Source organism: Actinokineospora sp. NBRC 105648 (assembly GCF_030269645.1).
In the GTDB taxonomy this organism is placed as follows: domain Bacteria; phylum Actinomycetota; class Actinomycetes; order Mycobacteriales; family Pseudonocardiaceae; genus Actinokineospora.
In genome coordinates this window covers 1-18,167 of record NZ_BSTR01000069.1, presented here as the reverse complement: position 1 = coordinate 18,167, position 18,167 = coordinate 1, and the positions used below count along the sequence as shown (strand labels likewise).

17 protein-coding genes are annotated in these 18,167 nt (G+C 70.8%); 12 read left to right on the top strand and 5 right to left on the bottom strand.

Annotation, left to right across the window (positions count from 1 at the left end; translation table 11 throughout):
* Nucleotides 1-82: 82 nt before the first annotated feature.
* The 4 genes from QSK30_RS34190 (at nt 83) to QSK30_RS34175 (ending at nt 4,591) form a co-directional block, all read left to right on the top strand.
* On the top strand, nt 83-922 hold the full coding sequence (locus QSK30_RS34190; protein ID WP_285509420.1) for an SAM-dependent methyltransferase: 840 nt from the start codon (nt 83-85) through the stop codon (nt 920-922).
* A 109-nt stretch (nt 923-1,031) separates the two neighbouring features.
* Nucleotides 1,032-1,811 carry a class I SAM-dependent methyltransferase gene (locus QSK30_RS34185; RefSeq protein ID WP_285509418.1) on the top strand — a complete coding sequence of 260 codons (780 nt, stop codon included), beginning with the start codon at nt 1,032-1,034 and terminating at the stop codon, nt 1,809-1,811.
* Complete coding sequence (locus tag QSK30_RS34180; RefSeq protein WP_285509415.1) at nt 1,808-3,328, top strand: 1,4-alpha-glucan branching protein domain-containing protein; 1,521 nt, start codon at nt 1,808-1,810, stop codon at nt 3,326-3,328. Before QSK30_RS34185 ends, QSK30_RS34180 begins: the two co-directional genes overlap by 4 nt.
* Before the next feature lie 12 nt (nt 3,329-3,340).
* On the top strand, nt 3,341-4,591 hold the full coding sequence (locus QSK30_RS34175) for a glycosyltransferase family 4 protein (protein WP_285509413.1): 1,251 nt from the start codon (nt 3,341-3,343) through the stop codon (nt 4,589-4,591).
* A gap of 239 nt (nt 4,592-4,830) precedes the next feature.
* On the opposite strand, the gene QSK30_RS34170 is transcribed toward QSK30_RS34175, so the two are convergent.
* Genes QSK30_RS34170 through QSK30_RS34155 form a run of 4 tightly spaced genes read right to left on the bottom strand, consistent with a single transcriptional unit; the run spans nt 4,831 to nt 8,124 of the window.
* A complete protein-coding gene (locus QSK30_RS34170) occupies nt 4,831-5,577 on the bottom strand; it encodes an acyltransferase (RefSeq protein WP_285509411.1) in 747 nt (248 codons plus the stop codon).
* Nucleotides 5,574-6,530, bottom strand: a complete 957-nt coding sequence (locus QSK30_RS34165) for a class I SAM-dependent methyltransferase (protein ID WP_285509408.1) — start codon at nt 6,528-6,530, stop codon at nt 5,574-5,576. The genes QSK30_RS34170 and QSK30_RS34165 overlap by 4 nt, the downstream gene beginning before the upstream one ends.
* Nucleotides 6,520-7,299 carry an enoyl-CoA hydratase/isomerase family protein gene (locus QSK30_RS34160; RefSeq protein WP_285509407.1) on the bottom strand — a complete coding sequence of 260 codons (780 nt, stop codon included), beginning with the start codon at nt 7,297-7,299 and terminating at the stop codon, nt 6,520-6,522. The genes QSK30_RS34165 and QSK30_RS34160 overlap by 11 nt, the downstream gene beginning before the upstream one ends.
* A 57-nt stretch (nt 7,300-7,356) precedes the next feature.
* Nucleotides 7,357-8,124 (bottom strand): ABC transporter ATP-binding protein, encoded by a 768-nt coding sequence (locus tag QSK30_RS34155; protein ID WP_285509447.1) that lies wholly within the window; start codon nt 8,122-8,124, stop codon nt 7,357-7,359.
* Between the two features lie 183 nt (nt 8,125-8,307).
* On the opposite strand from QSK30_RS34155, the gene QSK30_RS34150 reads away from it, so the two are divergent.
* The 6 genes from QSK30_RS34150 (at nt 8,308) to QSK30_RS34125 (ending at nt 14,389) form a co-directional block, all read left to right on the top strand.
* On the top strand, nt 8,308-8,718 hold the full coding sequence (locus QSK30_RS34150; RefSeq protein WP_285509404.1) for a hypothetical protein: 411 nt from the start codon (nt 8,308-8,310) through the stop codon (nt 8,716-8,718).
* Nucleotides 8,715-10,052 carry a putative T7SS-secreted protein gene (locus QSK30_RS34145; RefSeq protein ID WP_285509403.1) on the top strand — a complete coding sequence of 446 codons (1,338 nt, stop codon included), beginning with the start codon at nt 8,715-8,717 and terminating at the stop codon, nt 10,050-10,052. Before QSK30_RS34150 ends, QSK30_RS34145 begins: the two co-directional genes overlap by 4 nt.
* On the top strand, nt 10,049-10,675 hold the full coding sequence (locus tag QSK30_RS34140; protein WP_285509401.1) for a hypothetical protein: 627 nt from the start codon (nt 10,049-10,051) through the stop codon (nt 10,673-10,675). Before QSK30_RS34145 ends, QSK30_RS34140 begins: the two co-directional genes overlap by 4 nt.
* An 80-nt stretch (nt 10,676-10,755) precedes the next feature.
* Nucleotides 10,756-12,885, top strand: coding sequence for a glycogen debranching protein GlgX (gene glgX, locus QSK30_RS34135; RefSeq protein ID WP_285509398.1), 2,130 nt, complete (start codon nt 10,756-10,758; stop codon nt 12,883-12,885).
* Nucleotides 12,886-13,283: 398 nt separating this feature from the next.
* The gene (locus QSK30_RS34130) at nt 13,284-13,823 is read left to right on the top strand and encodes a cysteine dioxygenase (protein ID WP_285509396.1); all 540 of its coding nucleotides are present in this window, start codon (nt 13,284-13,286) and stop codon (nt 13,821-13,823) included.
* 170 nt (nt 13,824-13,993) lie between these two features.
* Complete coding sequence (locus tag QSK30_RS34125) at nt 13,994-14,389, top strand: rhodanese-like domain-containing protein (protein ID WP_285509394.1); 396 nt, start codon at nt 13,994-13,996, stop codon at nt 14,387-14,389.
* Between the two features lie 111 nt (nt 14,390-14,500).
* Here QSK30_RS34125 and QSK30_RS34120 read toward each other — a convergent pair whose 3' ends face one another.
* Entirely contained in the window at nt 14,501-15,109 is a 609-nt protein-coding gene (locus tag QSK30_RS34120) for a phosphoribosylanthranilate isomerase (RefSeq protein ID WP_285509393.1), read from the bottom strand.
* A gap of 637 nt (nt 15,110-15,746) precedes the next feature.
* Here QSK30_RS34120 and QSK30_RS34115 point away from each other — a divergent pair.
* Both QSK30_RS34115 and QSK30_RS34110 read left to right on the top strand, forming a co-directional pair.
* On the top strand, nt 15,747-15,923 hold the full coding sequence (locus QSK30_RS34115) for a hypothetical protein (protein WP_285509391.1): 177 nt from the start codon (nt 15,747-15,749) through the stop codon (nt 15,921-15,923).
* A 157-nt stretch (nt 15,924-16,080) separates the two neighbouring features.
* Nucleotides 16,081-17,217 (top strand): hypothetical protein, encoded by a 1,137-nt coding sequence (locus QSK30_RS34110; RefSeq protein ID WP_285509389.1) that lies wholly within the window; start codon nt 16,081-16,083, stop codon nt 17,215-17,217.
* The last annotated feature ends 950 nt before the right edge of the window (nt 17,218-18,167 follow it).

The following is an 18,167-nucleotide window of genomic DNA, read 5'->3' as shown; positions in this document are numbered from 1 at the left end:
CCTCGCCCTTGCCGCTACCCCTAGGGTGAGCGTACTCCTTGGGTGCGTAACGTCCATGATCCACGACGCTCTGTGAGGAATGATGTCGATCTCCGGTCCCCTGCCCGCCGACCGCGAGGTGCCGATCTACATCGACACCAGCAAGGCCAGCATCGCCCGGGTCTACGACGCGTTCCTCAACGGCAAGGACAACTACGAGATCGACCGCGAGGTGCTGCGCCGCGTGCAGCGGGTCGCGCCGGAGGCGGCGCAGCTGGCCTTCGACAACCGGGAGTTCCTGATCCGGGCCACCCGGTTCATCGCGCTGCAGACCGGGATCAAGCAGTACCTCGACTGCGGTTCCGGGCTGCCCACCGCGGAGAACACCCACCAGGTGGCGCAACGGATCCAGCCCGACTCCACGGTCGTCTACGTCGACAACGACCCGGTGGTCCTCGCGCACGGGCGCGCGCTGCTGGAGGAGAACGACCGCACGCACTTCATCGCCGAGGACATCTTCGAGCCGGAGAAGGTGCTCGCCGACGAGGTCGTGGTCAAGCACCTGGACTTCACCGAGCCGATCGCCCTGTTCCAGATGGGCACGCTCCACCACTACGACGGCGAGCGCAGCCCGCAGGACATCATGGCGCGCTACATCGACGCGCTGCCCTCGGGCTCGATCGTCGGTGTGACGCACTTCTACGACCCGGAGACCACCGAGTACAGCAGGCTGGCCCGCCGGATGGAGGACGTGTTCCTGCACAGCCCGATGGGCACCGGCCTGTTCCGCACGATGCCCGAGATCGAGGGCATGTTCCCGGGCCTGGAGATGATCGAGCCCGGGGTGACCCTGTGCGCGACCTGGTGGCCCGACGGCCCCCGCCTGCGGCCCCTCGACCAGGTCCAGTACTGCATCGTCGGCGGCCTCGGCCGCAAGCCGTGACCCCGTAGGCGCCACGTCAGGCGGACTGGGTGGGGGTTCGGCGGGCTGGGTTACTGTCGCGTAGTCGAACCACCGGTCTGCCCGCTCGGGGCCGAAGGAGAACAGCGCTGTGTCACTTGCCAGCCCAGGGTCACTTGCCGGCCCAGGGCACTCACCCGGTTTGCCGCTGACCGGCGAGCGCACAGTTCCCGGCATCGAGCGGGAGAATTACTGGTTCAGGCGCCACGAAGTGGCTTACGTCCACCTCGCCGACCACTGCACCGACGCCGTGGTGCTGGAGGCGGGCTGCGGTGAGGGCTACGGCGCCGACCTGTTGGCGCACCGGGCCGAGCTCGTGATCGGGCTGGACTACGACGAGGTGACCGCGGGCCACGTCGCCCGCGCCTACCCGTCGGTGCGGGCCGTCCGGGGCAACCTCGCGAGCCTGCCGCTGCGCGACGGCGGGATCGACGTGGTGGCGAACCTGCAGGTGATCGAGCACCTGTGGGACCAGGAGGGCTTCCTGCGCGAGTGCCGCCGCGTGCTGCGCCCCGGCGGGTTGCTGCTGATCACCACGCCGAACCGGCTGACCTTCTCCCCCGGCCGCGACACCCCGCTGAACCCGTTCCACACCAGGGAGTTGGCACCGTCCGAACTGGACGGCCTGGTGCGCGGTGCCGGGTTCGCGGTGGAGTTCCTCGGCGGTGTCCACCACGGGCCGGCCCTGCGCGAGCTGGATGCCCTGCTCGGCGGGTCGATCATCGACGCCCAGGTCGAGGTGGCGGTCTCGGGCGCGCCGTGGCCCGCTGAGCTGGTCACCGCGGTCGCCTCGGTCAGCGCTGCCGACTTCGAGATCACCACCGACGACCTCGACGCCAGCCTCGACCTCGTCGTGGTCGCGCGGGCATGAGCGAACCGGTCGGTGGTTTCGCGCTCGTCCTGCACAGCCACCTCCCGTGGTTGCCGCACCACGGGACCTGGCCGGTAGGTGAGGAATGGCTCTACCAAGCGTGGGCACACTCCTACCTGCCCATCGTGGACCTCTTGCGCCGCATGGGCGAAGAGGGCCACCGGGATGTCCTTACGCTCGGCGTCACCCCTGTTCTGGCAGCCCAACTCGACAACCCCTATGCGCTGCACGGGATGCACGACTGGCTGGGCAACTGGAACCTGCGCGCCCAGTACGCGGCCGTGCGTTGGCACGGCGCGGATCCGCGGCTGCGCGACGTGGCCGCGGCGGAGTACCGGGCATCCGCGGCAGCGCTAACGGAGTTCGAGACACGCTGGCGCCACGGGTTCTCCCCCGTTCTACGCCCGCTGGTCGACAACGGCGTTGTAGAGCTGATCGGCGGCCCCGCGACCCACCCGTTCCAGCCTCTACTCGATCCGCGTCTGCGCGCTTTCGCTCTCCGCCTCGGTCTTGAAGACACCGCCGTACGGATTGGACACGCGCCGGAAGGGATCTGGGCGCCCGAGTGCGGCTACGCGCCGGGCATGGAAGACGGGTACGCCAAGGCGGGCGTGCGGCGGTTCTTGGTCGACGGGCCCGCTTTGCACGGCGACACCGCCTTCGCGAGGACCGTAGGCGACTCGGACGTCCTGTGCTTCGGGCGCGATCTAGAGGTCACCTACCGCGTGTGGTCGCCCAAGGCGGGGTATCCCGGCGACAGCTCTTACCGCGACTTCCACACCTACGACCACCCGTCAGGTCTTAAGCCGTCTCGAGTCACTGGGCGGCAGGTATCTCCCGAGGACAAGAAGCCGTACGAACCGGCTCTTGCCGCAGACGCCGTAAGACGGCACGCCGAGGACTTCGTGGACACCGTCGTGCGCAGACTAAGAGGACTCCGCGAGCAGCACGGACGTCCGGGGCTCGTGGTGTCGGCGTACGACACGGAGTTGTACGGGCACTGGTGGCACGAGGGTCCAGCGTGGCTGGAAGCCGTTTTGCGCGCCCTGCCGGAGGTCGGTGTCAACGTGACAACGTTGCGCGGAGCTGTCGAGGCGGGCTATGTCGGCGGCAAGGTAGAACTACCGGCGTCCTCTTGGGGCTCAGGCAAAGACTGGCGCGTATGGGACGGCACGCAGGTCGCCGACCTCGTTGACGCAGGTGCAGAACTACAGCGCGATCTGCTGGACCTGGTAGACCGCACGCCGGTAAGCGTCGGTCGTGACGCCGTACTCGACCAGGCCGCGCGAGAGGCGCTGCTGGCGCTGTCGAGCGACTGGGCCTTCATGGTCACCAAGGACTCCGCTGCGGACTACGCCCGCCGACGCGCCAAGACCCACTCCGAGCGGTACGCCGAACTCGCCTCGCTGGTGCGCGCGGGTTCGCGCGACCGCGCCACGAGCCGGGCGACGGCACTGCGGCGCGCGGACGGGTTGTTCGGCGGGCTCGATGCACGGGACCTGCGTACCGGCGAGTAGGGTTGGCCCACCATGCGCGTGCTGATGTTGTCCTGGGAGTACCCGCCGGTGGTCGTCGGCGGCCTCGGCAGGCACGTGCACGCCGTCGCCCGGCACCTCGCGGCCCAGGGCCACGACGTCGTCGTGCTGTGCAGGCACGAGGCGGGCACCGACGCGCTGACCCACCCCACCGAGGACGGCAGGCACGACGGCGTGCGGGTCATCCGGGTGGCCGAGGACCCGACGCACCTGGTGTTCGAGAAGGACCTGGTCGCCTGGACGCTCGCCATGGGCCACGCCATGATCCGCGCGGGCCTCGCCCTGCTGGGCGGCTGGCACCCGGACGTGGTGCACGCGCACGACTGGCTGGTGACCCACCCGGCGGTCGCGCTGGCCGAGCAGGCGGGGGCGCCGCTGGTGGCCACCGTGCACGCCACCGAGGCGGGCAGGCACAGCGGCTGGCTGTCGCAGCCGCTCAACCAGCAGGTGCACTCGGTCGAGTGGTGGCTGGCCAACCGCGCGGACGCGGTGATCACCTGTTCGTCCGCGATGCGCGCCGAGGTCGCCCACCTGTTCGAAGTGGACCCCGCGGGGATCACGGTCATCCACAACGGGATCGAGCCGCGCGACTGGCGCGTACCACCGCGCGCGGTTCGGGCGGCGCGCGCTGCGTACAGCGTTGAAGGCGCTCCGTTGCTGCTGTTCTTCGGCAGGCTGGAATGGGAGAAGGGGGTGCACGACCTGATCGCGGCCCTGCCGCGCATCCGGGCCTCGCACCCGGGGACCCGCCTTGTGGTGGCGGGCAAGGGGTCGCAGTCCGGGGCCCTGTTGGAGCTGTCCCGGAAGTTGCGCGTGCGGCGAGCGGTGGATTTCGTGGGGCACCTGTCGGACACCGAGTTGGTGGCGACGCTGTCCGCCGCTGACGCGGTCGTACTGCCCAGCCGGTACGAACCGTTCGGGATTGTGGCGTTGGAGGCTGCCGCGGTGGGGGCACCGTTGGTCGCGTCTACCGCGGGTGGGCTGGGTGAGGTCGTGGTGGAGGGGGAGACGGGGGTCTCGTTCGCGGCTGGGGATGTCGAGGGGATCGCCGCGGGCGTGCGGCGGGTGTTGGATGATCCTGGTGGGGCTCGTCGGCGTGCTCGCGCGGCCAAGGCTCGGTTGCCGGTGGACTTCTCCTGGGAGTTGATCGCTACGCAGACCGCGGGAGTCTATGCGTCTGCGGTTGTTGGCGAGCGTGTCTTGTTGGGACGACCGAAGATCGCCACGGGCAACGCCTTCGGGTGAGTCCCTGCTTCCCCTCCGCACAATTGTGACTACGGGCTCATTCTGTTTGTCAAGGCGGGAAAGAGTACCTTGACAAACAGAATGAGCCCGTGTTTTGGCTGCGTATGGGATGCAGGGCGGGGAGTGGTCATCGGGCCTGGTTGGGAGGCCGGGCTCGGCAGGGTGGGTGGCGAGAACTAGTAGCGGGGCTATAACTGGTGCCGGCCAGGGACTGGCGGGTGGTTGGAACTGGCCGGCGGTCAGGACTCCAGGGTCTTTTGCAATGCCTTGGCAGCTTTCCTTGCCATGTCGGCCACCGCTGCTCTGCGTTCGGCGTCGGCCTCGTAGGCGGTTCTGCGGTCACGGACTATCTTCGCCGGGATGCCTGCCGCCACCGCGTAGTCGGGGACGTCTCCCCGGACCACCGCGTGCGCGCCGACGACGCAGCCGCGTCCGATCCTGGTGCCCTTGGTGACCGTGACCTTCGTGCAGATCCAGGTGTCCGGGCCGATCCGGACCGGGGACTTGACGATGCCCTGGTCCTTGATCGGCTGGTGGATGTCCGCCGTCACGTGGTCGAAGTCGCAGATGTAGACCCAGTCCGCCACCAGGGCCGCCTCGCCCAGTTCGATGTCCAGGTAGCAGTTGACGACGTTCTGCCTGCCGAACACCGCCTTGTCGCCGATGCGCAACGAGCCCTCGTGGCAGCGGATGGCGTTGCCGTCGCCGATGTGGACCCAGCGGCCGATCTCCAGGCGGCCGAAGCCGGGGCGGGCGTGGATCTCGACGTCCTTGCCGAGGAAGACCATGCCGCGCAGGATGATGTGCGGGTTGGCGACGCGGAACCTCAGGAGTCGCCAGTAGCGGACCAGGTACCACGGTGTGTACGCGCGGTGGCGCAGCACCCAGCGCAACGACGCCATCGTGAGGAAACGGGCCTGGGCCGGGTCTCGGCGGGTCCAGAAGCGCAGGCGCTGGGTCAGCGGGGAGCCCCACATCGAGGTCATGCGGGTTTCCGGCCACTGATCAGCACGTTGTAGAACACGCTGCGGGGCAACACCTTCCGCAGTAGCTTCTCGTCCAGGGTGGTCAGCCGTTGCCAGGACTTGAAGGCGAACATGGCCCAGCCGAAACCGAGCTTCTCCCTCGGGACGGCGGCCTCGAAGGTGCGCACCGGCCAGCCGAACAGGGCGGCGGCGAACTCCTCGGTCACGGCGGCCACCTCGACCATTCCCGCCTCGCGGGCGGTGGTCTCCAGGGCCGCCGGGTCGAAGGTGTGGATGTCGACCACGGCCTCCAGCGCGGCCGCGCGCGAGGACTCGTCGAGCTCCTCCTGCGGGCGGCGCCACTGGCGGAGCGGGGCGAGCTTGGTCAGGTTCGTGGTGAGCCACCAGGTGGCCTGACCGAGCTTGCGGGCGTACCGGTCGCCGATCTTGGTGGGCTCGCCCGCGAAGACGAAGCGGCCACCGGGCTTGAGGACGCGGCGGACCTCCTTGAACGCGGCGTCCAGGTCCGGGATGTGGTGCAGCACCGCGTGGCCGACGACGAGGTCGAAGCTGTCGTCGTCGTAGGGGATCCGCTCGGCGTCGGCGACCCGGCCCTCGACGTCGAGGCCGAGCTCCTTGGCGTTGCGCAGGGCCACCTCGACCATGCCCGGCGACAGGTCGGTGACGAAGCCCTTCTTCACGACCCCGCCCTGCATCAGGTTGAGCAGGAAGAAACCCGTGCCGCTGCCCAGTTCCATGGCCGTCTCGTACGGCCAGTCCCGCTCGCCCGCCGCGGCCCGGAACCGGCCGGTGGCGTAGTCGACGCAGCGCTCGTCGTAGGAGATCGACCACTTCTCGTCGTAGGTGCCCGCCTCCCAGTCGTGGTAGAGCACGTTGGCGAGCTTGGGATCGGTCCAGGCCGCCTCGACCTGCTCGGCGGTGGCGTGCGGGTTGGGCGTCGGGTCAACGGCCATCGAACTCCGCCTTCCCGGGGCCGTTCTCGATGAACGAGCGCAGCCCGGTGGTCCGGTCCTCGGTGGCGAACAGCGCGGCGAACAGGTTCGTCTCCAGCTTGAGGCCGCTGGCCAGGTCGTTGTCCAGACCGCCGTCGATGGCGGCCTTCGCCGCGGCCAGCGCGCGGGACGCGCCCTTGGTGAACTGGCCCGCCCAGCGCTTCGCCGCCTCGTACACGTCGTCGGGGGCCACGACCTCGTCGACCATGCCGATCGCCAGGGCCTCCTCGGCCTTGACGAAGCGGCCGGTGTAGATCAGGTCCTTGGCCCGGCTCGGGCCGACCAGCCTGGTCAACCGCTGGGTGCCGCCCGCGCCGGGGATGATGCCGAGCAGGATCTCCGGCTGGCCGACCTTGGCGTTGTCGCCCGCGATCCGGCGGTCGCAGCACAGCGCCAGCTCGTAGCCGCCGCCGAGGGCGAAGCCGGTGATGGCCGCGACCGTCGGCTTGGGCAGCTCGGCGATGACCGCCAGCGACCCGGACAGCTCCGGGGCGTAGTCGGCGATGTCGGTGTAGGACATGTCGGCGAACTCCTTGACGTCCGCGCCCGCCGCGAACACCTTGGGGCCGCCGTAGACGATCACCGCCCGGACGTCGGCGCGCTTGCCCGCCTCGAGCGCGGCCTCGCGCAGCTCGGCCTGCAGCTGCCGGTTGATCGCGTTCATCGGCGGCCGGTCCAGCCGGATGGTGCCGATGCCGTCCTCAACCTCGAGCCGAACGAACTCACCCACGGTGATGCCCTCCTGCCAGTGCCACGGTCGTCGAAAGGTTACCTGCCGGTAGCGAACTCAGCCCCGGCGGCGCGCGAAGTACCGGTCGCCGGAGCGCTCCAGCTCCAGCGGCTGGCCGAAGGTGGCCGAGAGGTTCTCGCTGGTCAGCACGTCGGTGATCAACCCCTGGGCCACCACGCCGCCGTCGGCGAGCAGCAGCAGGTGGGTGAACCCGGGCGGGATCTCCTCGACGTGGTGGGTGACCAGCACGGTCGCGGGCGCGTCCGGGTCGAGCGCCAGCTCGGTCAGCCGGGCCACCAGGTCCTCGCGGCCGCCCAGGTCCAGGCCCGCCGCGGGCTCGTCGAGCAGCAGCAGCTCCGGGTCGGTCATCAGCGCGCGGGCGATCAGGGTGCGCTTGCGCTCGCCCTCGGACAGCGTGCCGAAGGTGCGCTCGGCGAAGGCACCGATGCCCATCGCCTTGAGCAGCTCCTCGGCGCGGCCGGTGTCGAGCCGGTCGTACTGCTCGCGCCAGCGGCCGAGCACCGCGTACCCGGCGCTGACCACGACGTCGATCACCTTCTCCTCGGCCGGGATGCGACCGGCCAGCGCGGCGGTGGCGAACCCGATGCGGGTGCGCAGCTCGAAGACGTTCACCCGGCCCAGCTGCTCGCCGAGCACGTGCACGGAGCCGGTGGTCGGGTGCAGCTCCGCGCCTGCGAGCCGCAGCAGGGTGGTCTTGCCCGCGCCGTTGCCGCCGAGGATCACCCAGCGCTCGTCGAGCTCCACGCTCCAGTCGACGGATTTGAGCAGGTCGGTGCTGCCGCGACGGACACCGACGTCCGCCATGTGCAGCACGAGGTCGTCGAGGTCGCCCTGTGGGTCGGGTCCGGTGCCGTCCTGAGTCCGCGAGGTCACGGCGCCATTCTGCCTTTGCCCACCCGTGCGCTCCGCTTGCCTCCCTGCGCAGCGCGGACTGCGCCGGACGTGGTGCGCGCCGTTGACTGGGACCGAGCACGAAGGAGCGTGGCCATGGCATCCGGGTACACCGTCAACACGACCAGTCTCGCGATCCGCGTCGGCGAGCTGAAGGCGCTCGCGGGCGAGGTCGAGGCCGCCGCCGGGGCGTTGCAGGGGGTCAGCGGGGACCTCGGCCCCGGCGACATCGCCGCCGCCGCGCAGGAGGTCGCCGACCAGTGGCGCGACGACCTCGGCGCGATGCGGGACAAGATCGACAAGATCGCCGACAACGTGCGCGGCGCGGTGGACAACTACGAGCTCGTCGAGCAGGGCGGCGCCGACCGGATGCGCTACGCCGTCGACCAGGCCGTGGCCGACCAGCAGCTCGACGCGCTGCGGGTCGCCGCGGCCACCCAGCAGGCCCGGCTCGACCAGCTGCTCGCCGACACCGCGAAGTCGCAGCGGGCGGGAGGCAGGCCGTGAGCCGCGGCTACCCGACGCTCGGGTTCGACCCGACCCCCGGCGAGCAGTCGGCCGTGCGGACGACCCTGGTGAACCTCGCCGAGGTGCAGACCATGCTCGCCGCGGTCGCGCCCCGGCTCAGCGAGGCGTGCGAGATCACCGACGACGCCGACTGGGGCGGGTCGGCGGCCGAGGAGTTCAGCGACTACGGCGACGACCTGCCCAAGGGGATCGTCAAGGGCGCCGAGTCGATGGCGAAGGTCACCCAGGCGCTGGTCGTGTGGGCGGGCCGGATGAAGGCCAACCAGGACAAGGCCGAGGAGCTGGAGTCCCGGGCCAAGCAGCTCAAGAAGCTGATGGACGCTGCCGAGGACGCGCAGACCCGTGCGGCGGGCGCCATACCGCGGGATGTGAGCAACCCGCACTACAACGACAAGTACAACGCCTTCTTGACCGCGGTGGGTGAGGCAGCCGACGCGCGGGCGGCGTTCGAGAAGGTCATCGACGATGCGCACCGGTTGGCGAAGAAGCACCTTCGAGAGGCGAACGACGCTGCCAAGGGCATCCGCAGCGGACCGGACGAGGTGTTCAAGCCGGAGAACGACGCCTGGTACGTGCAAGCGCTCGACGGCATCGGTAAGACGTCCGGGATCGTGTCCAGTGCCTCGGCGGCCATCGCCGCGGGTTCGTTGCTGATCCCTGGCGTTGGTGAGGTTGTCGCGCCGGTAGCGGGGACGGTGGCTGCAGCCTCCGGTGGGATCAACGCGTTGACCGGGCTGGCGCAGAAGGGGGTCGGTTCGAGCAACGCCCCAAGTTGGCTGGATATCGGTCTAGGACTCGTCCCAGGGCGGACAGTCACCTCAGGTGCGGTAGGCGCGGGCAAGGGCCTCTTGGACGACATCGCTGAGAACGGAAGCCGCCTGCGCAACGCCGGTAAGGGTGCCCGCGACGGGGCGAAGGACGGGTTCACCTCCGCAGGTCTTGGTCAAGCGGCTAAGAACATCAGGGAGTTGCGGGAGCTGTCGAAGAACAGCTCAGTCCGAGAGGCTGTGCGCGAGAAGGGCGCCAAGGACCTGCGGGAGAAGGGCGACAAGATCGCCAAGCGGTTCCAGGACCCGGAGAAGTTCACCGACGCTCAACGCGACGCGTTCGGCAGGCTGCGCTCGGCGGGCGAGGCGTACTCGGCGGCGGTCGACACCACCGTCAAGTCCATGCAGGCCGCCGGTGTCGAGCTGACGCCCGCGCAGCGCCGCGAGATCGAACTGCTGAAGCTGGCAGGCAACCCCGGTCGCTCGGGCGCCGAGAACGCGGTGGTCAACACGACCGCCGCCTCGACGAGGGAGCACCTGAAGTGAAGCTCGCGATGCCGTCGTCGGCCCGGCAGGTGCCGCTGGCCGAGCCCGCCCGGGCGGTGCGGGAGTTCGCCGGGATCATCGGCGAGATCCGAGACGCACCCGCGGGCGCCGCGGCCGACCTGGAGGCGCTGGCCGCCGAGGCGGTGGAGACCGCGGTGCGCGAGGGCGCGTTCCTGATGGCCGTGGTGCTGCCCGAGGACGCCGACCCGGCGCTGCTCACCGGGGTGGCGCTGGTCGTGCCGCCCGGCTGGGACCTCGACACCGCAGACTCGCTGCGCGACGCCGTGGAGGACGTGGGCGGGCCGGACGTGCGCGAGACCGTGGTCGTGGACAGCCCGATCGGTCCCGCCGTGGTCGCCCAGCGGGTGCCCGGGGTGGAGCAGGCACGGGCACGGCTGCCGCTGACGCTGCAGTTGCAGGCGTTCATCCCCGAGCCGGGCACCGGGCGGATGCTGATGCTCACCCTGGCCGCGCCGTCACGGCGCGGGTGGGCCGTGCACCAGGGGCTGTTCACCGCGTTGGTCGCCTCGGCCAGCCCGTCGGACACGAGTCCCGCCCGCCCCCGGCGCCGCGCGCGGGTGGTCGAGGACGAGTCGTTCGAGGAGTACACCTACCGGCTCTGACCGGCCACGACGGTCTCGATTCGATCTTCATCCGGTCGGGGCCCGCCCGCGCCGTCAGTCCCCTGGTCCAGGATGGAGGGGTGCCGCACACAGCTCAGCGCCCGCTGCCCGGTCATCCGTTCCCGCTCGGCGCCCACCCGGAGGCGGGGGGCGTCCGGTTCGCCGTGGCCTCCTCGGTGGCCGACGCGGTCGAGGTGTGCCTGATCGGCGAGGGCGAGGACGGGCCGGTGGAGCAGCGCATCGAGCTGACCGAGCGCACGTTCGGGATCTGGCACGGCGTGGTCCCCGGCGTCACCCCCGGCCAGCGGTACGGCTACCGCGTGCACGGGCCGTACGAGCCCGCCCGCGGCGTCCGGTGCAACCCGGCGAAGCTGCTGGTCGACCCGTACGCGCTGCGCATCGCCGGGCGGGTCACCGACCTGGGCGCCACCCGCGGCTACCGGGGCGACCCGATGACCGGGGCGCCGTCGCGCATCGACTCGCTCGGTTCGGTACCGCTGTCGGTGGTGACCTCCCCGGGCGGTCCGGACACCGGGGCCCGGCCGAACGTGCCGTTCGAGGAGACGGTGATCTACGAGCTGCACGTGCGCGGGTTCACGAAGCTGCACCCGGACGTGCCCAAGAACCTGCGCGGGACGTACCTCGGGTTGGCGCACCCGGCGGTCGTGGAGCACCTCGTCCGGCTCGGGGTGACCGCCGTGGAGTTGCTACCGGTGCACTCTTACGCCGATGAGCCGCTCTTGCTGCGGTCGGGCAGGCGCAACTACTGGGGCTACTCGACCCTGGGCTACCTGGCGCCGCACGCGGGGTACGCGTGCAGGCCCGGACGCGAGGTGGAGGAGTTCCGCACCATGGTGGCCGCGCTGCACGCCGCGGGCATCGAGGTGATCCTCGACGTCGTCTACAACCACACCAGTGAGGGCGGCGTCGGCGGCCCGACGCTGTCGCTGCGCGGCCTCGACGCGCCCGCCTACTACCTGATGGACGGCAACGGCCACGACGTCGACTTCACCGGCTGCGGCAACACCCTCGACCCCGGCTCCCCCACCGTGGTGCGCCTGGTGACCGACTCGCTGCGCTACTTCGCCGCGGAACTAGGCGTCGACGGCTTCCGGCTCGACCTCGCCAGCGCCCTGGGCAGGCCCCGCGGCGGGCGGTTCGACCCGAACTCGCCGCTGCTCACCGCGATCGCGGCCGACCCGGTGCTGGCCCAGCGCAAGCTCATCGCCGAGCCCTGGGACGCCACCGGTGAGGGCTACCAGGTGGGCGGCTTCGGCGTGCAGTGGACCGAGTGGAACGGCCGCTTCCGCGACGGCACCCGCGACTTCTGGCGCGGCGCCACCGACCTGCGCGACGTGGCGTACCGGCTCTCGGGCTCCTCGGACCTGTACGCGGGCAGCGGCAGGCGACCGTGGGCGTCGGTCAACTTCATCACCGCGCACGACGGTTTCACGCTGCGCGACCTGGTGTCCTACGACCACAAGCACAACCACGAGAACGGCGAACACGGCGCGGACGGCACCGACGACAACCGCTCGTGGAACTGCGGCGCCGAGGGCGAGACCGGCGACCCGGCGGTGCTGGCGCTGCGCGACCGGCAGGCCCGCAACCTGCTGGGCACGCTGCTGCTGTCCACCGGCACCCCGATGCTGGTGGCGGGCGACGAGCGCTGGCGCACCCAGCACGGCAACAACAACCCGTACTGCCTGGACAACCAGACCTCCTGGGTCGACTGGAACGCCAGCCAGCAGGCCGACGACCTGCTCGCCTTCACCCGGCGCCTGATCGACCTGCGCGCGGACTCCCCGGCCCTGCGCCAACCCCAGTTCTTCGACGGCAGGCCCACCCGCTCCGGCGAGCCCGACCTGGTCTGGTTCCGCCCCGACGGCAACCCGATGACCAGCCCGGACTGGTTCGACGAGTCCCGCCGGACCCTCGGCATGTGGATCGACGGCTCGGAGTGCCTCTCCCGCGACCGCGAGGGCGAACTCGTGGCCGACGACTCCTGGCTCCTGCTCCTGCACGCGGGCCCGTCACCGATCACGGTCACCCTCCCCAGCGACCGCTACGGCCGCCAGTACCTCCCCGAACTGGACAGCGGCACCCCGCGCGGCGTGCCCACGGACAGGAACCCGCTCCCACCGGGAGACCAGATCACCCTCCCCGCCCGGAGCCTGCTCCTGCTGCGCGCCCCCCGCGTGACCCCCTGACCGTTTCCGCAAGACACGACACATGCCCGCCACCGCGGCACCCGCCGGCGTGGTGGGCATGGTCTTGTCGCCTCACTCGATCCCGATCCGCGGCCCCTGGACCCGGCTTGCAACTCGCTGACGCGGCCGCCGTCCCACCCCCGTCCAGTCGCCTGTTTCCGCTGATCAGCCCGTCGAATACCACTTTGTGAGACCGGTGGCCGGCCCCTAGGGCCCGTGCCAACATGGCGACGTGACCAGGTCACTCATCTCGTGGTGCGACCGCACGATCGACCTCCTGCTGGTGGCGTCGTGCGGCTGTACGGCCACGCGGCGCCGCGGGTCGTGCCGAGTGCACGCCTGACCTGGTGGTGCCGCGTTCGCTTGTCGTGAGAAGGCATCCGAACGAGGAGTGAGACATGACCGCCCCGACCATCGACCTGGACATCCACCCGCGCTTCGACCAGCCGCTGCTGCGCGAGCTGGTCGCCCCACGTGATCCGCTGTGGACCCCGCGCGAGCTGCGCGACCTGACCGCGACCGTCACCACCGAGCTGCGCGCCAAGCTCGTCGACACGGTGCGCTTCTCCAGCCCCAAGCGCTGGTGGACCCGCCTGGCGGTGACCGACGAGGTGGAGCTGTGGCTGCTGTCCTGGCTGCCCGGCCAGGGCACCGCGCCGCACGACCACGGTGGCGCCGCCGGTTCGTTCACGGTGCTGCTGGGTGAGCTCGCGGAGACCTACCGCTACCCGTCCGGCCCGATCCGGCACCAGCTGCACGGCCACGACTCGTCAATCGGCTTCGGTCAGGGGCGGGCCCACCTGGTGCAGAACCTCGGCACCGCGAACGCCGCCAGTGTGCACGCGTACTCGCCGCCGCTGGTTCCCACCCGCGAGTACGCGAGCCTGCGCGACGTTCCCGACGAGCTGCCCGGTCTGCCGCTCCCCCGCCTGTCCTGACACCGTCCGCGGCAGGCTCTCCCTGAGAAGCGCGCTCGGCGGGTGAACCCCGCCTGGCGTGACCGAGAGCAAGCTGGCCCGCACCACTCGACAACCGTGGAGCACTCCGTGAACGCTCATCCCTCATCCGCCCCCGGCACGCGTCCAGCCACCCGAAACGGCGTGCACCGATGAGCGCCGTCGACGACCAACTGGCCGCCGCCCGCGCGGAACTCAGCCGAGTCGACCCGCCGACCGCCGATCGCCTGCGGGCCGAGGGCGCCCTGCTGGTCGACATCCGCCCGATCGCCAACCGGTCCGCCGAGGGCGAGATCCCCGGCGCCCTCCCCATCGAACGAATCCACCTCGAATGGCGCCTCGACCCACAAGGCGACCACCGAGTCGAGGGGTTCACGGCGGACACCACGGTCATCGTCCTGTGCAACGAGGGCTACGCCTCCAGCTTCGCCGCCCGCGACCTCAAGCGCCTCGGCCTCTCCCAGGCGACCGACCTGATCGGCGGCTACCGCGCCTGGAAGACGGCGGGCCTGCCCGTCCAAGAAGGTGGCACACCAGCGATTCCATAGCCGACAACAGCGGAACCCGCACGCAGCGAGCGTTTGCGCGCACAGCAGACCGGCCCAGACTCCAAGCACCACGGCGCCGCCACACCGGCGGCCACCTCTCGGTGCTCCGGATCAGGCGGTGGGCAACCGGCGCGCCTGCTCCAGGAACTCCCGGATCAACCCGGGATCCTTCACGCCCCGACTCGACTCGACGCCGCTGGAGACGTCAACTCCCCACGGCCGAGCCGCGGCCGCCGCGTCGGCGACGTTGTCCGGGCTGAGTCCGCCCGCGAGGATCCAGTGCCCCACCGGCCGCGCACTGTCGAGTGTGGACAGATCCCACCGCTCCCCCGACCCCGCGACCGGGGAGTCGAGCAGGAGCATGTCCTCACCCCACGCGCCGGTCCGCAGCTCGGTGCCCGCCGTCAGCGACGTCGCCCGGATCAGCTGGACCGGCAGGTCGCGGACCTCGTCGAAAGCAGCCCGCGGGTAGTCACCGTGCAGCTGCACGACGTCGATCCCAGCCGCCAGCGCCAACTCCCCCGCCCTGGACGCCGGGACGCCCCGGAACACTCCGACGGTCAGCACATGCTCGGGAACCCCGGCCGCCAACTCCCGGGCCTCGTCGACCGACACCTGGCGCACGCTGTCGGTGAACACGAACCCGACCGCGTCGGCCCCGGCGGAGACCGCCACGTCAACGTCGGCAGCCGTCCGCAATCCACAAACCTTGACGAACATGACCGCACAGTACCGGCCTGCGACTGGCCTGCCCCGGCCGCAAGCCGGTCAACCGGGCACCAGGGCGAGACCGTCTCCCCGCCACCAGCGATGCCTGATCTATGAGCGGGACCTATCCGCCCACCAGTGAACGGACGAACTGAGCAGCCGCAACACCCGTTGCTCAGTTCGTCGGAGAGCAGTCCGTCTCGTCGTGGAGCAGATCGCCAGCAAGCCGACAGCCACACACACCCACGCGCCACTGCACACATCCCCGAAACGGCAGCAGTACTGGAATTCCCCTCCGCTACAACACAAACAGCTTGCCACACCGCTAGTACACGCACTGCCAGGATGATCGACAGCACTCATCCGGCCGCTGGCGGTGCCAACCGCCACCAGCAGTCACCACGCCTGTCTCACCGCGCCTGTCTCATCACCATGGTCCACTGGCCCACAGTGGTTGCCCAACGGCGATTCCGGACCTCGGAGTCGACCGGCCACTGTGCCCCCATCCCTGCGCCCTCACTCCTGGGACCCGCACTCCATTCACATCCATGACGTGCCCGCATCCCCGCTCCCGCACCCGCCGTTCAGGCCGGGCGTACGCGGTTCTTCGCCTGCGGCGACCACCCGGATGCCCGCGAGGAGGTCCCTGGTGGATACGGACAGCGCCCGCTCGATCCTCTTCGCCGCGATCGGCCTCACCGCACCGTGGGCGTGCGTGGTCGACGTCGCCGCAGACGTCCCTGCGCCGATCGCGGGCAAGTGGGCGTCCTTGAGCTGGAAGCCGGTCGCCCGCGCGCAGCGCGCCGAAGACCCGCCGCCCGCGTGACGTGCGCTGCCGTTGGACCCGCTCAAGTGCTCGCCCTCGCAGGCCATAACGCCTGTAGACAGTTCTCACCTGCGGGAACGTGCGCACACCCGCTGACCAAGATCGGGAACCCGGACCCCCTCCCCCGCGTCTGTTGCTCGTGCGGCTCCTCCGGATTGTGCGTCACCCGCTCGTCCTGCTGGCGGTGGTCACCAGCGCGGCAGTGGGCATCACGCACGGTTCAGCCGCCGAGGTCGGGTGGGGTCTGGTGGGCTTGGTCGTGGGCTTGCTGTCCGGCCTCCTCTCGTTGCAGATCGGGATGCTGGTGGGCGCCGTGGCGCTCGGCGCCCGCGTGCACAAGGTGGTCGTGGGCGTCGGCACCCGGGTGGCCGACTGGACCACTCCGCGTCGAGCCGTGGTGCTGCGTGCTGTCCCGCTGTTCCTCTCCGTCTCGGTCGGCCCGGGCCGGGCACCCGCCCGACCCCGGATGTGGGGAGCGGCGCTGTGTTCGGCGCTGCTCGGTCTTGCCTGGTGCGGCCTGGTGATCACGGCGCTGGCGACCTGGGGCGGTGGCTTCACCCTCGGGCTCGCCATCGCCGGTGTCGCCACGGTGGCCAATGCCTTGGTGCCCCGGAAGTCCCCGGGTTCGACGTCCACCGGTTGGCTCCTGGTGAACCTGCCCCGACTCACCGGAGTCCGGGCACAGCAACTCGACGCGGCCCCCCTGGTCAGCGCGACCGTCGACGCCGCGCAGGACGGCGACCTGGCGGGCGCCGCCAAGTTGGCGGGCAACCTGGCCGACACCTACCCCACCCTGCGCACAGCCACCGCCGCCCGCGTACTGGTGCTGCAGGCCCAGGGCCGGTTCGCCGAGGCGTTGCTACTCGCCATGGCCCTGGCAGGCGACACCGACCAAACCCCAGCGGAAGCCGCCGTCTCGTTCGCCGCGTTGGCGGGACTGGCCTACGCGACGGTCGAGGCGGGCCACCTCGAACCCGAACTCGGACTGGGCACAGCCGCCCAGGCACTGGAAAACGCTGAAACGCTGGGCTACCCGACGCACAAGCTCAACGGCTCCCGGGCGCTGCGAGAGCTACTCGCGGGCAACACCGAACAGGCCATCTCCCTCGCCCGACTCGCCGCGGACTCCGGCGACGACCGCCTCGGCCGCGCCGACGACCTGGCGACCCTGGCCCGCGCCTACATGGCCGCAGGTGACAACCGCGCCGCCCGCCAAGCCCTCGACGAAGCCGAACGCATAGTCCCCTGGTGGCCCCGAGTGGCGATCACCCGCACCAGACTCGACCTCGCCTGACACCCGACTCCCGCCACTGCCAGCCACCCGGCTGCCTGGCCGCCGGCTGCCCAGCCACCTGACCGCCTAGCCGCCCGGCTGCCCAGCCACCAGGCCGCCTAGCTGCCCGGCCACCTAGCTGCCCAGCCGCCTGGCTGCCCGGCCACCTAGCCGCCTAGCTGCCCAGCCACCCAGCTGCCCAGCCACCTAGCTGCCTGGCTGCCCAGCCACCCAGCCACCTGGCTGCCTGGCTGCCTGGCCGCCTGGCTGCCCGGCCACCTAGCTGCCTGGCTGCCTGGCCGCCTGGCCGCCTGGCTGCCCGGCCACCTAGCTGCCTGGCTGCCTGGCCGCCTGGCTGCCCGGCCACCTAGCTGCCTGGCTGCCTGGCTGCCTGGCCGCCTGGCTGCCCGGCCACCTAGCTGCCTGGCTGCCTGGCTGCCTGGCTGCCTGGCTGCCCACGAGTTCGGTTCCCGCCGCGCACGGTTCCCGCCTCTCCCGCCTCACGACACCCAACTCCCGCCGCACAGATCTCGATTCCGCTTCCCGGCAGCCCCCGCCCCCGCTTCCGGCGCACACCTCACGGGATCTCTTCGGTTCCCGGCGCACGCCTCCCGCCGCCCAGATCTCGGTTCCCTCCTCACGAATCTCGCCTCACGGCTCCTGGTTCCCGCCTCGCGGGTGTGGATTTCGGCCGCCAGCTCACGCCTCCCGGAACTCGGTCCCACCTCACGGCGCCCTGCCCCGGCTTCCGGCTTCCGGCTTCCGGCTTCCGGCTTCCGGCTTCCGGCTTCCGGCTTCCGGCTTCCGGCTTCCGGCCGAGTATCGGTGGTCTGCGCCCGACCCCCAGGGCTAGATCAAGATCACCTTGAGTAGCGGAGTGTCACTTTAGGTGGCGAGTAGTGGCAGTGCTCTGGTGCGATCTCGGCAGATTGATTCGGTAGTTCGCTTGATGTCATGATGACCGTTGAGTC